This window comes from Nocardia sp. NPDC059154 (genome assembly GCF_042755705.1).
Taxonomy (GTDB): domain Bacteria; phylum Actinomycetota; class Actinomycetes; order Mycobacteriales; family Mycobacteriaceae; genus Nocardia.
This window is the reverse complement of sequence record NZ_JBHZCS010000013.1, coordinates 127,054-139,072: the sequence shown is the minus strand read 5'-3', so window position 1 is coordinate 139,072 and position 12,019 is coordinate 127,054. Positions and strand designations below refer to the sequence as shown.

Below are 12,019 nucleotides of genomic sequence, written 5' to 3'. Positions count from 1 at the left end.
TACACGCTGGAAGCCCACAGTGCACAACGTGCCGGGCAGTATTTCGAACCAGAAGCTCAGCCGCGCCGCCAACTCGACGAATGCGCGACCGCGACGAAATTCGTTGGTTGGCAATGAGTTAGCCCTCACCCGCGGTCGCGTCCCGGGATCCGATCATCAACGCGTTGTACGTGCGGGCCGCTCTCAATCCGCGGATGGTCGACGACACCTCACCGACGTAGGGGGCGGTCGGCTGGACCAAGTGATACTGGTCGAAACTCACTGCCAGCTTGTCCGGGGTTCCGCAGAATTCCGGGTGTCTGGAGTCACGATTTATGGTCTGAGCTGCGGTGACATGGAGATACGCGCCTGGAGAGCGTGTCTCTAGGCGCGGGTATCGGTGCTGGTCAGGGAGTTGGGGTGAGTTCGACGATCTGTTTGGGTGTGGGGGCGCCGAGGCGGGTCAGCAGGTCACGTTGGGGTTTGGACACCTCGGTGAGGCGGCGGAAGGTGCCGGCCGGGCCGGTGAAGGTGCCGACGTGCAGGCGGTCGAGCTCTCGGCGAATGGTGGGCCAGGTTGTGCCGGTGCGGGTTTCGGCGATACGGGCCAGCAACAGCGCCAGCCAGCAGAGGATGACGTGGGCGCGGATGCGTTCTTCGAGGCGGTGGTAGACCGGTCGCAGGTCGAGGACGGATTTCATGTCATGCCAGCCGCGTTCCACCTCGAGAAGCTGCTTGTAGCCGACCGCGATGTCTTCGCTGGACAGGTTCGGGTCGCTGGATCGGAGCAGGTATTTGCCGTCGAAGTTGGCTTCGGTCTTGATCTTCGCGGCGTCGACGCGCAGTTTCCCGGTGGCGGTGACACGCAGGAACCGGTTGAGCCCGGGCTTGCCGGCGATCTTGCCGCGCAACTCGCCGCGTTTGAAGTCGCTCAATTCGTCGCTGCCGTCGATCATTTCGCGCAGCGCGGTGACCAGGTGTTCGCGGGTCGCGGCGTCGCGGTCGGCGGCTTCGGGGTTGAAGCAGATCACGAACCGTTCGGTCTCGCTGACCCGGACCTCCTTGACCCGCATGTTCTCGGCGACATCGAGGTAGCGGCCTTGGCGCGACATTGCCGTCTTGACCTCGGCGGATCCGGAGCGCAGTTTCTCGCCGATGATGTAGTGATGGTCTCCTTGACGCAGGTAGCGCCGGTTTTCCGCCGACGAGAAGCCGCGGTCGGTGACCCACACGATCTTCGACAGCGTCCAATCCCGCATGTCGTCTTTCACCTGCCGGATCAGGACCAGATCCGAGGCGTTGCCCGGCCAGCACCAGCACCGCACCGGGATCCCGTCGCGGGTGACGGCCATCCCGATCACGATCTGCGGCAGGTCGTCTCGCGAATCCTTGGACTTGCCCCAGGTGCGGAACCCGATCGTTTTGTCGGTATCGGGATCGACTGTCGGGCAGCCCTTCTCGTCACGGGCGAGGGGCTCGTCGGCGTCTTCGACCTCGAAATAGGTTGAGGTGGTGTCGAAGAACAGCAGATCGACTTCCAGGTTCAACAAGGTCGCGACCCGGTCGAACACCCGATGCTCGAGGTCGTGGTGCACCTCGTGCAGCCAGTCCATCGCCCGATAGCAGGCGTCGTCGCTGGTCTCGGGCAGTTCATCGATGTGGACGTCGTGGCTGATCCAGTCCGCGGCAGCCAGTTTCGACGACGGTGACAACGCCCGGTTGGCCACGAGGCCGAACAACACCCGCTCGATGGCCGAAACATCGCGGTGCCGACCGCGTTTGGGCTGTCGGAGTCCGCCGATGATGGCATCTATGCCCAGCCACCGCCATAGGTGATCGAGCGCATACGCCCCACCGAACGCCCTGGAGGAGCAGAACGTCAACCCCGAATCGGCCGCGGTCGCCGCCAGCGCCTCAGCCGGATCCAGCAGCCGCGACAACGACGCGACCAGGCGTTTCACCGCGTCACGGTCGAGTTCGTCTTCGCGGCCGAAGGTGAACAGCACCTTCGGCACCGCCCGGCCCTTGTCCGGATCCCACTCGTTGTGGGCCAGATGCAGATACCTGACCACGCCAGACTTGTTGTCCCGCTTGGTCGTCTTCACGTACACAACTCCAGACTGTACGACAAATCAGCAGAACAACGGGCTGAAATCAGAAAATCGCGTCTCTAGGAAGTTTCAGCCCGAAGCTCTGGTTCCAGACCCCGCGACCTGCAGATTCGTACCCTCACCACCCTCCAGAACCCCCGAATTCTGCGGAACGCGGGCTTGTCCAAACCCGCGGCGGTGAGTCGCCTGTGCGAGTGTCGTCGACCATCCGCGGCGCGCCATCACCAGCGGGCAACCGAAGGTCGCCGGGTGAGCTACGTGGGGCCAGCGCCGCGAACAGGACTGATGTGATCACCGCGTGACAACGCAGGGTGACTTCGCGAATTCCGCCGAGCGACAACCTTTCCCCATCGGCAGCGGAACAGGTCAAACGAAACTGACAGAGCAGGACGGTATCCTGAAGATCGCGAGGGACTGACCGGGCAACAAGCCTGTCAGGAGCTTTTTATGTCCAAACACCCTCGTATTCAACGCGATGCCACCGACACGGGTGTTGGAGAAGCGTTGCGACGCCTGCTGGCCGAGCCAACGATATCGATACCTGACGCGGCCAGACTCCTCGGGATCGGACGTTCCACCGTCTATGCCGCAGTCAAATCGGGTGAGCTACCCGCTATTCGGGTCGGCCACCGAGTGCGCATTCCATCCAGATGGATTCGCGAGGCACTACGTGTCGAGGACGAACCGGACATCGGCGCACAGTAGAGCTTCTTCGACTGGCCGCCGCAGCATTCCGCCGTCCGCCGCCGCGCTCGTCTACCACGCAGTGCAGATCCTGCGTCTGGACAACGCGAAGGTCTCACTTCCGCTCGGTCGAACGGCAATCCCGCGGCCTCATACCTGTCCCCACGAACGGACTGCGAGGCGAAACAACGGCACGCGACCTTGCGTGTTTGGTGCACCCGCACTCCTACCCCTTCCGCGCATCGTCGATGCCTCCGGGCTCCGAAATGCTTGCAGCCAAACGAAATTCGCCGAATCCGGCTGGTCATTCGAATTGTCGCCAGCCTGAGTCGACACCGCCCATCTACCCCCGCAATCCACCCGCACAGAGGAGGCCCAGTATGCCCGGCACACAACCGCCGACCAGAAGGAAACGCCGGGCCGAGCCGATCAACAAGCACATCGCGAAGAACGGCACGGTGACCTATCGGTTCCAGGTCGACATCGGAACAAAACCTGACGGTACTCGCAACCGACAGCAGTCCACCTATCGGACCCTAGCCGAGGCACGGCGCGAATATCGTCGGATCACAACAGAAGTCGCACGCGGAACCTACGCCAAGCTCGTGGAGATCACCGTCGACGAAGCGTGTGACCAGTGGCTGGCCGATCGGCGGAGAATCCGGCGGAACTCACTGGAGCGCTGCCGCCAAGACCTGAAACCGGTACGCCGCCGACTCGGCCCTAAGAAGCTGGCGCACCTCACCAAGCAGGACGGGGATGCTCTCGTGGAGTGGATGCTGACCGAGGGAAGACGCTCCCCCCGGCAGCCTCGGCCCGACAGCCTGGTGTCGCAGGTCGCAGCGGTGATCGCACGCCACCCGGAAGGCATCTCGACCGCAGAACTCAAGGCCGAGTTCGGCAGGGACGTACATCACTGCCTCGCCGGCCTCGTCCGGGCGGGCCGGGTGACCCGCCCTCGACGGGCTGTCTACGTGCTGGCGCCACCGCCCACCGCGGTGGCGCATCGGGGCGTCAAGCCGGTCACGGTCAGGTCGACGCTGACCACCTTCAGCATGATGGTTCAGTCCTATGTCGATCAGGGTGCCATGCCGCGCAACGTCATTGCACTCGTGGACCGGCCAGCTGACGACATCACCGACATCGATGACGACGAAACCAACGCGAAGTCCTGGACCATGAGCGAGGTCGAAGTCTTCCGAGCTGCGATCGCCAGCGAACGACTGGCCGCGTGCTGGCTGATGTCGTGTTACGGGATGCGCCGCTCGGAAGTGCTGGGCGTGCGGTGGCACCGGTTCGATGCCACCGCGTTGCGGGTGCGCCGGGGGCGGGTCGCCATCGGCAGAGAGACCGAGGAGAACTTGCCCAAGTCTCGCCGGAGCCGTCGCGATCTTCCGCCGCCCGGAGATCTAGAGGCCGCGCTGCGCGCGTTGAAGACCCGGCAGAAAGCGGAGTGCCTGGCAATGGGTGCATCCTGGTCGGACGATCGGCTGATCGCGGTGCACGAGAACGGGAACCCGGTCCGGCCCGACTGGTATTCCGCCGAGTTTCAGCGAATTCGCAAGCGCACCGGACTGCGCCGAATCCCGTTGAAGGGGCTGCGGAACACGTCGGTGTCCCTGATGCTCGCCTCGGATATCCCGGTACACATTGTCGCAGCGTGGCACGGCCACGATCCAGCCATGTCATTGAGCATCTACTCCGACGCCCATCCTCACGAGTTGAAGGCGGCCGGAGCCGCCCTCTTCGGGCCAGCAGGTGAACGCAGACCACGGCCGGTTGGCAAGCTCTAGGCAAGCCGGAGCGCCCGAGCCCTCCCTCAGACGCCGTAAAATCACTCCCGACCAGGCTCGATCGCTTGGAAAAAAGTCATCGATCACTACATCACCGGACCGGTAGAAGATGTTCCGGACCGGAAAGCTGCCTCAGCCAGGGAATTTCGGACATAGGCCGCGGTTCGTGCAAGTGCTCGTGGGCTAGAAACGCCCTACCGTCCAACTCAGTTCGGTGACTGAGCACATCGGACGCATCGAGCGAACCTAGGAATCCCATGCGAAAACCGTTGACGCAAGCGAACCCCCCAATGCGACCCAACCGCCGCCGACACGCAGGCGTGCGGACGAGGATCGGGCAACTGGTTACCGTGCTCGCCGCGGCCACCCTACTCGCCTGCAGCGCGATGATCGTCTCGATGGCTTCTGCGGCCGCCGCTTCGTGGACCTACCTCGATACGGCATACGGCGTAGGTGTCTACAACCAACAACCAGTACAACACTACGGGTGGCGAAGTCGGCGCACCGGACCTCTTCCCCGGAAACCACGAAGGCATCTATGCCACGTGCTGGACCGTTGGCCAGTCAATTAACGCGGGCAACATCGGTACCGGACGATCGCGGAGTGGTATGGCAACATCGGCACCGAAATAGACTGGTTCGGCTGGACATACGGCGGGTACGTGGATGGCAACGGCTTGTTCCGGAGCGGCACGCTGCCGCGCTGCTGATCTGACCTATGCGCTCCGAACACGAGGTTCCTGTGGTCGCCGCGGGAATCCAACTCGTTTCTGATCGGCCGTGATTCACCTGGCGGCGTCGACCGGTCGCGTCAGGCGCGAGAAACTCGCATCCATGCGAGGTCGGTACCCCGACACTGCCGGACATGCTCTACGGCCATGGATAGCCTCCATTTCCGTTGGCCTTACCGGGTTACTACCGGGACTCCAGACGGGCAGAACAGTCGTAAAGCCAAGGAGGGCAGTCGAAGTGAGCCGGAATGACTACCAGCGTGGTTTCGCGGAAGGCTTCAAGGACGGGGTGAAGGACGGCGACCACCCCAAGGGCGCCAGGACGCCCGGGGACCACCACAAGACCTACCAAGATCCGTCCTTTGATGGCATGACGGACTGGCCTGTCGGGTACGACGATGGGTACTGGGCTGTGAATCCCCCCGGGTTTCATGCCAATGCCATTAACTTACGGCGTTTGCGCTGGTGGGCGTGGTGACGGCAGCCCGTCGGACCGCGGCGCGAGAGTTGCTGTGTAGCAAATTGTTTCGGGGTAGGGTGCTGGTTCGTGGTGGAGGTGGCGGGCCGGTTGACCGACCGGATCGGGCTGGGTGTGCTGACCCGGGTAGTGCATCCGGATCTGGTCGACGAGGTGCTGGTTACGACCGGTCGGGTCGAGAAGCGGCGGCGGCTGTTGCCGGCGCGGGTGGTGGTCTACTTCGTGCTGGCGATGACGTTGTTCTTCGACGACGCCTACGAAGAGGTGCTGCGCAAACTCGTTGACGGGCTTCGGTTTCTGCGGTCGTGGGATGCTGACTGGCAGGTGCCGACGTCGCCGGCGTTGTGCAAGGCCCGGGCCCGCCTCGGTGAGGAACCGGTCCGGGAGCTGTATCGGCGGGTCGCGGTCCCGCTGGCCGGCGCGGGCACCGCGGGCGCATGGTTGGCGGGGCGGCGGGTGATGGCCGTCGACGGTGTTCAGATGGACATTCCCGACACACCGGACAACGAGGAAGTGTTCGGGCGCGGGAAGACCCATCAGAGCTTGGAGGATCCGTATCCGAAGGTGAAGGTCGTCGGGTTGGCCGAGTGCGCCACCCACGCGATCGTCGATGCCGAGATCGGTGCGGTCACCACCGACGAGCGGGAGATCACCCGTCCGCTGCTGGCCGCGTTCGAGCCGGGAATGCTGGTCCTCGCCGATCGCGGGTTCTTCAGTCACGAGTTCTGGCGTGAGGCCGCCGACACCGGCGCGGATCTGTTGTGGCGGGTGCAGTCCGGACTGAAACTGCATGTCGTGCAAGACCTTCCGGACGGATCGTATCTGTCGCGGTTGATGACCGATGTCGAGCGCCAGCGAATCCGCCGCCACCGCGCCCGCGGCCTGGACACCGTCCCCGAGGGCGTGCAGGTCCGGGTGGTCGAGTACGAGATCGCCAACCGCGACAGCGACGCCCCCGGCCCGATCCGGCTGATCACCACTCTGCTCGATCCCGACGAGGCGACCGCAGCCGAGCTGGCGGCCACCTACCACCGCCGGTGGGAGTTCGAGACCAGCCTCGCCGAGATCGAAACCCGCCAGCGGGGCAGCTACCGACTGCTGCGCTCGCAGAGCCCCGCCATGGTGCGCCAGGAGATCTGGGGTCTTCTGACGACCCACTACGCCGTCCGTGAACTCATGCATCACGCCGCCGATCTCGGTGAAAACGATCCCTTACGGCTGTCGTTCGTCCGCGCTCTCCGCGTTGTCCGGCGACACGTCACCGGGCAAGCGGGTTTTTCCCCCTGACCGGCTCGCCACCGGCATCGCAAGGGCTGTCGCCGAGATCCTCGAACGACCCAACCCGCCACGGCGCCAACGCAGCTACCCCCGGGTCCTCAAACGCGCCGGACGCCACAAGTTCAAACGAAAAACACTGGCGCACAAGAACATCAACCATCACCAGCCGCCCGAGATCCGGCTACACCAGCGCGTAAGTTAACGGCATTGGGTTTCATGCGCACCCGGTTATCTGTCTCCGACCGGTTGTTCGGTCAGAGCGGCATAGTAGTCGGCCTCGTACTCGACCGGTGGTTTGCGGCCGAGCCGGTGCATCAGCCGGGACTCGTTGAACCAGCCGACCCACTCATGGGTTAGTTGCTCGACATCAGCGAGCCGGTGCAACGGGCCTCGCCGGAACGGGGAATCATCACGGACCGCTTCGGTCTTATAAAGCCCGATCGTGGTCTCGGCGAGGGCATTGTCGAAGGCATCGCCAACCGACCCTATCGACGGTCTGAGTCCTGAAAGCATCAGTGTCTCACCGAATTTCACCGACGTATACTGACTCCCCGCATCCGAATGATGGATCGCATCAGTCAGCGGATGACCTTCACGGGTCCGCAGCGCGGCGGCTTGCCGGATCGCCGATTCCACGAACACGGTCAGCTTGCTGGTCGAGCATTCCCAACCCAGGATCCGGCCCGCGTACGCATCGATGACGAACGCCGTGTACACGAACGCGCCCGTCGCCAGCCGCACATAGGTGAAGTCGGCCACGACCAGCAGGTTCGGTGCCGGCACCCGGAACTGCCGATCCACCAGATCCGCCGCCCGCGCCGCAGCCGGATCGGCCTCGGTCGTGCGAATCTTCTTGCGCCGCACCACACCTCGCCACCGGTTGGCCCGCATCAACCGTTCCACCGTGCACCGGGCCACCTGGATGCCTTCGCGCCGCAGGTGCGCCCACATCTTCTCCGCCCCGTACAGGCATTCCGGCCGACGTTTGCCGTTCTCGTCGGGCTCGTAATAGCCGGCGAGGATCTCCGTGAGGGCGGTATCCCACAACGCCCGTTTCGACGGGGCACGTTTCACCCAGGCATGGAACGTCCTCGTCGAGATCTTCACCTCGCGCGCGGTCAGCGCCCGGCACATCGCCGCGATCGGGAACCGCGCCTTGTGCTCGGCGATGAACTCACACACTAATGGTGTCGCGGGTGCTTGTCCCGCGCGAAAAAAGACGTTGCTGCAGAAAGGATTTCGATCGTCTGCTCCAACTCGGCGATCTTCCGTTTCTGCTCACGAATGATCCTGGCCGACTCCGTCGAGGTCCCTTCGGCCTCGCCCCGATCGACCGCGGCCTGTCGGATCCATTTCCGCAGCGTCTCCGCCGTCATGCCCAGCCGAGCCGACACCGCCTTGATCGCGGCCCCTTCGCTGTCGTAGTCGTCACGGTGATCGACGACCAGCCGGACAGCCTTGGCCTTGGTCGCTTCGTCGTACTTCGCTGGCATCTCTTGCCCATCCTCTCAAGAAAAGGAGTGGGCATGAAACTCGGGGCGATTCACTGGCTACGAGTCCAAGGGTGGGAGAAGGCCGCAGTCGCCGTCTGGGTACAGGCCTTAAGTTGCAGTTGGTGCGCTCCTGTCGGATTGCCACACTCGGCGTCGGCGATCTGGGTTTGGAATGCGCACACCGCCCCAGTCGATGTCAGCGGATCTGGGGCGGTGCCCGATATCGGAACCTACTGGGCGTCGAACTCGCCGTCCTTCACGCCGGCGAGGAATGCATCGCGTTCACCGCGGGTCGCCGTGATGAAAGCGGCCGGATAGCGGCCATTGCGGAGCGCGATGCCGCCACCAGGCAGCTCGGCGACCTCCAGGCAGTTGCCCGAGGGGTTCGAGTGCACACTCTTGCGCCACGTCAGGGCCGCGAGATCGATTGCATTCTCGGAGTTGGTGTCCATGGTGGTCGTTCTCCTTCACACTGGACTAGGGAATCGATGACAACTGGTTCTCAGCGGCGGGCGCACCGGTCTCGCGACGACCGAACGTGCGCCTCGCCGCGTCTGGGCGGCGACCTGGCCGTCGGCCATCCGGTCATGGCCGCCCTGCATCTCCCTGTGATCGACGTAAGGGTCTGGAACTGGCGCGGCGGAGCAGGATTTCGTCATTGCTGATGTCGGCAATGTTGATCACGCGCGAGGCAACTTCGAGGTCAGGCACATGCATACGGCTGGGCACAACGAGGATCTGTGCCTCGGAGTAGCCGCAGGCGAGCATCAGCTGGTTCAGCGCCTTCTCGCGCCGCACCAACGTGCCGATCTGAACCACATCCGGCAGAGGCAAAATGTAGCTCGTCGGCGGAACATGCCACCCGTTGCCTCCTATGTAGGTGCGAACGTTGGTGGTGTCGGTGTTGAGGTTTTCGCTGTGCCGCGCCCAGACCCACCCCAGGGCAAGGATTGGTTTGCCTGAACTGAGGTCGACGTCGGTGGCAGGTTCGAAGACGTACATGTTCATTGGACGGCCTCGAGCGCGTGCAGATAGCTGCCGACCCGACAAGAGTCCGGGACGAGTGCACCACGGCGCGCCAGCTCCAAGAACGCGATCGTTTTCGTAATGCACACGCTGACCTGGCATGCGCGATGGACTTGCATCGCCCGGTGTGGGTCGGCCTGCGCGCAACCAGGGCTACTGTGCGACAAGAGACCGACGGTCGTTCCCGAGTCCGTATCCGCGGGCAGTTCAACGAGATTCGGCTGCGCGCTCATTGGACCCTCCGGTCGGCGCCAGGTCCAGCCATGAACGTCTTGCACAGGTGTTCCTGAATTGCGCGGGGAGACTGAGGAGTCGGAACCCGCCCCACCTTCTCGAGTGAGCCCGATATGTCCGATCGGAAACATCCGATCGCTCGCTTTGTCGCCAATCTTTGCCCCTTCCGCGATCGAGGGTTCGGCTGTTGGAGGGCCAGGGTGCGGCTGTAGACAATCCAACGGCGTGCCCGTTGTGCGAATGCCACTGCTGTAGGCAGGTAGACCACGACAGCCAATCGACGCGGGAGCCCTGACTGCCTGGCAGCGGGTGCGATACCGACCGTAAGGCAGATACGGAGGCCTCTTCACTCCGTCATGCTGAGAACCAGATGCGATATACGGAAATCGGTATAGAGTGACGCGCGATAGCGAAACTTGCTGGCGCTCAATGGTCAATCTCGGGTCGACCACGAACGCGACACCGACGTAGCGGGGTGCCGAATGCATACGACGACCGGTGCAGCCATTCGACGGATACGAGTGTCGAACGGAATGACTCAGGCCGAGCTCGGCGCGCTGATCCACCTCACACAGCCCGGCGTCTCTCAACTCGAGCATGACGGGCCAACCGCGCACGATGTTCGCGTTCTGCGACGGGTGGCGAGGGCGTTGCAAGTGCCACTATCCGCGCTGATCTTCGAATCGGACGAGGAGGCCGACGGCGAGCGCCGCCCTTTCCTGAAAGGGAGGGCGGGCGCGACCGTGTCCGTAGGTCATAGGCAGACCCCAGCAGCGACGGGCTACAGCGTCGCCGTTGGACTGACCGATGTCGAGCGAATTACTCGGGGTATCAACCAGATTCACAAGATTCAGCTCATGATTGGAGGCGACCGCCTGTGTGAGCTGGCTATGAATGAGGCACGGTACGTCGAGCACCTGCTCGACCACGGCAGCTACACCGACAAGGTCGGTAAGGCACTGACGAGCGCAAGCGCTGAGATGATGACTGCCGCAGGCTGGATTCATTACGACGCAGGCAGATGGACCGAAGCGAACCGGTACTACGCCGACGCCGCCAAGACCGCGACAGGCGCCGGCGACGGCATCGCCGCCGCACACGCCTGGATCAACGCCTGCTTGCTGTCGTATCGCGAGGGCTCGCGTCCGAAGGAAGGTGTCAAGCTTGCCGAGGCCGCGCAACTCGCGGCCCGGCGCGAGGGCGGCCCGAAGATACGTGCGCTGGCCGCGATCCGCGAAGCTGAGGCGTACAGCGTGCTCGGGGACCGGGCCGCCATGGTGGCGGCGGTTCGACGCGCTCGTCGGGCATTTGAGTCGACCCGCGGCTTTGACCCGGGTTATCTGACCTTCTTGTCCGAGGCGCAACTGAGCGGTCTAACGGGACTGGCCTTTATGAGGATCGGCGACTATGCAGAGGCGGCGAACTATCTGACGCTGGCGATCAAGGGAACATCGTTGTACCCACGTGAGCGGACAGCCTGGCAAATTCGCCTGGCGCAGAACTACGTACGCGCAGGCGACGTTGCCGGCGGGTGCGCTCTGCTGATCGACAACTTCGAAGAAGTCAGCACTGTGGGTTCGGAGCGGCTGCAGACCGCGATCATCGAGTTCGCGTCCGATGTGAGGCCCCACCTCGCCGTGCCCGAGGTGCGCGCGTTCCTCGAGTTGTGGACTGCGCTCTGACACATATTAGGCCGTCTCGTACAGGTGGCGCGCGGTTCGTTCCGCGAGCGTGCGATACCTGCGCACCATGTCCTCGTACGACATGCAGTAGTCGCGGGTCGATGGATACCCCTTGGTCTTCGGTGCCGGCTCGCTAAACGTTGTGCCAGAGGGGAATTGCTGCGCTGTGAGGTCGAGACGTTGACTATCGATGACGTTGAAGTAGTGCGACACGATCTTGCCGCTAGGCAGGGTCGCGACCGAGTTGAGGATCTCACCACCGAGGTAGTCCTGGACGATGCACGCCGTCACCGCGCATTGCCCCTCTGCACGGTTGTGCTCGCTCCAGGAACCGGAGCTACTGGTATCCGCAGACCACGAATGCTCGAGCGCTTCCCGAAGAGCTTCAACGGTGATCATGCCGCCCATATCGACCACGATACGGGGATGAGGGCGATGCGGAGGACCAAGGGAGCCTGAGCGCTGTGATGGGACGGTTCTCGTAGCCGCTACTGATCACTGCAGTCCCGCCTGCGATCACCGTACGCTTG

General features: G+C 63.7%; 11 protein-coding genes. 5 read left to right on the top strand and 6 right to left on the bottom strand.

Features of this window, described 5'->3' with window-relative positions; all coding sequences use genetic code 11:
* Window positions 1-118: 118 nt before the first annotated feature.
* Window positions 119-262 (bottom strand): hypothetical protein, encoded by a 144-nt coding sequence (locus ACFXN1_RS14450; RefSeq protein ID WP_379444655.1) that lies wholly within the window; start codon window positions 260-262, stop codon window positions 119-121.
* Window positions 263-386: 124 nt separating this feature from the next.
* The gene (locus ACFXN1_RS14445; protein WP_379444654.1) at window positions 387-2,090 is read right to left on the bottom strand and encodes an IS1634 family transposase; all 1,704 of its coding nucleotides are present in this window, start codon (window positions 2,088-2,090) and stop codon (window positions 387-389) included.
* 447 nt (window positions 2,091-2,537) lie between these two features.
* Between ACFXN1_RS14445 and ACFXN1_RS14440 the strand changes: the two genes are divergently transcribed.
* The 4 genes from ACFXN1_RS14440 to ACFXN1_RS14425 all read left to right on the top strand — a co-directional run bounded on the left by ACFXN1_RS14440 (window position 2,538) and on the right by ACFXN1_RS14425 (window position 7,063).
* Window positions 2,538-2,795 (top strand): helix-turn-helix domain-containing protein, encoded by a 258-nt coding sequence (locus tag ACFXN1_RS14440; protein ID WP_379444653.1) that lies wholly within the window; start codon window positions 2,538-2,540, stop codon window positions 2,793-2,795.
* Window positions 2,796-2,986: 191 nt separating this feature from the next.
* The gene (locus tag ACFXN1_RS14435; RefSeq protein ID WP_379463593.1) at window positions 2,987-4,567 is read left to right on the top strand and encodes a tyrosine-type recombinase/integrase; all 1,581 of its coding nucleotides are present in this window, start codon (window positions 2,987-2,989) and stop codon (window positions 4,565-4,567) included.
* A gap of 969 nt (window positions 4,568-5,536) precedes the next feature.
* Window positions 5,537-5,776: a hypothetical protein gene (locus ACFXN1_RS14430; protein ID WP_379446245.1), complete on the top strand. Its 240-nt coding sequence runs from the start codon at window positions 5,537-5,539 to the stop codon at window positions 5,774-5,776.
* 69 nt (window positions 5,777-5,845) lie between these two features.
* Window positions 5,846-7,063, top strand: a complete 1,218-nt coding sequence (locus tag ACFXN1_RS14425; protein ID WP_379405354.1) for an IS4 family transposase — start codon at window positions 5,846-5,848, stop codon at window positions 7,061-7,063.
* Between the two features lie 219 nt (window positions 7,064-7,282).
* Here the strand turns inward: ACFXN1_RS14425 and ACFXN1_RS14420 are convergent.
* From ACFXN1_RS14420 to ACFXN1_RS14410, 3 genes are all read right to left on the bottom strand, one after another.
* A protein-coding gene (locus tag ACFXN1_RS14420) for an IS3 family transposase (protein ID WP_379446247.1) occupies window positions 7,283-8,547 on the bottom strand; the annotation gives its coding sequence in 2 pieces (ribosomal slippage) (window positions 7,283-8,268 and window positions 8,268-8,547; 1,266 coding nt in all).
* 230 nt (window positions 8,548-8,777) lie between these two features.
* Window positions 8,778-8,999: a DUF397 domain-containing protein gene (locus ACFXN1_RS14415; RefSeq protein ID WP_379446248.1), complete on the bottom strand. Its 222-nt coding sequence runs from the start codon at window positions 8,997-8,999 to the stop codon at window positions 8,778-8,780.
* 133 nt (window positions 9,000-9,132) lie between these two features.
* Window positions 9,133-9,555: a hypothetical protein gene (locus tag ACFXN1_RS14410; protein WP_379446249.1), complete on the bottom strand. Its 423-nt coding sequence runs from the start codon at window positions 9,553-9,555 to the stop codon at window positions 9,133-9,135.
* Window positions 9,556-10,289: 734 nt separating this feature from the next.
* Between ACFXN1_RS14410 and ACFXN1_RS14405 the strand changes: the two genes are divergently transcribed.
* On the top strand, window positions 10,290-11,489 hold the full coding sequence (locus ACFXN1_RS14405; protein ID WP_379446250.1) for a helix-turn-helix domain-containing protein: 1,200 nt from the start codon (window positions 10,290-10,292) through the stop codon (window positions 11,487-11,489).
* A gap of 6 nt (window positions 11,490-11,495) precedes the next feature.
* Here ACFXN1_RS14405 and ACFXN1_RS14400 read toward each other — a convergent pair whose 3' ends face one another.
* The gene (locus ACFXN1_RS14400; protein WP_379446251.1) at window positions 11,496-11,897 is read right to left on the bottom strand and encodes a hypothetical protein; all 402 of its coding nucleotides are present in this window, start codon (window positions 11,895-11,897) and stop codon (window positions 11,496-11,498) included.
* Window positions 11,898-12,019 lie beyond the last annotated feature (122 nt).

What these genes read in the sequence shown, in the direction of transcription:
- ACFXN1_RS14415 (WP_379446248.1), bottom strand. Translation starts at nt 8,999, where the DNA reads ATGGACACCAACTCCGAGAATGCAATCGATCTCGCGGCCCTGACGTGG.
- ACFXN1_RS14410 (WP_379446249.1), bottom strand. Translation starts at nt 9,555, where the DNA reads ATGAACATGTACGTCTTCGAACCTGCCACCGACGTCGACCTCAGTTCA.
- ACFXN1_RS14440 (WP_379444653.1), top strand. Translation starts at nt 2,538, where the DNA reads ATGTCCAAACACCCTCGTATTCAACGCGATGCCACCGACACGGGTGTT.
- ACFXN1_RS14400 (WP_379446251.1), bottom strand. Translation starts at nt 11,897, where the DNA reads ATGGGCGGCATGATCACCGTTGAAGCTCTTCGGGAAGCGCTCGAGCAT.
- ACFXN1_RS14405 (WP_379446250.1), top strand. Translation starts at nt 10,290, where the DNA reads ATGCATACGACGACCGGTGCAGCCATTCGACGGATACGAGTGTCGAAC.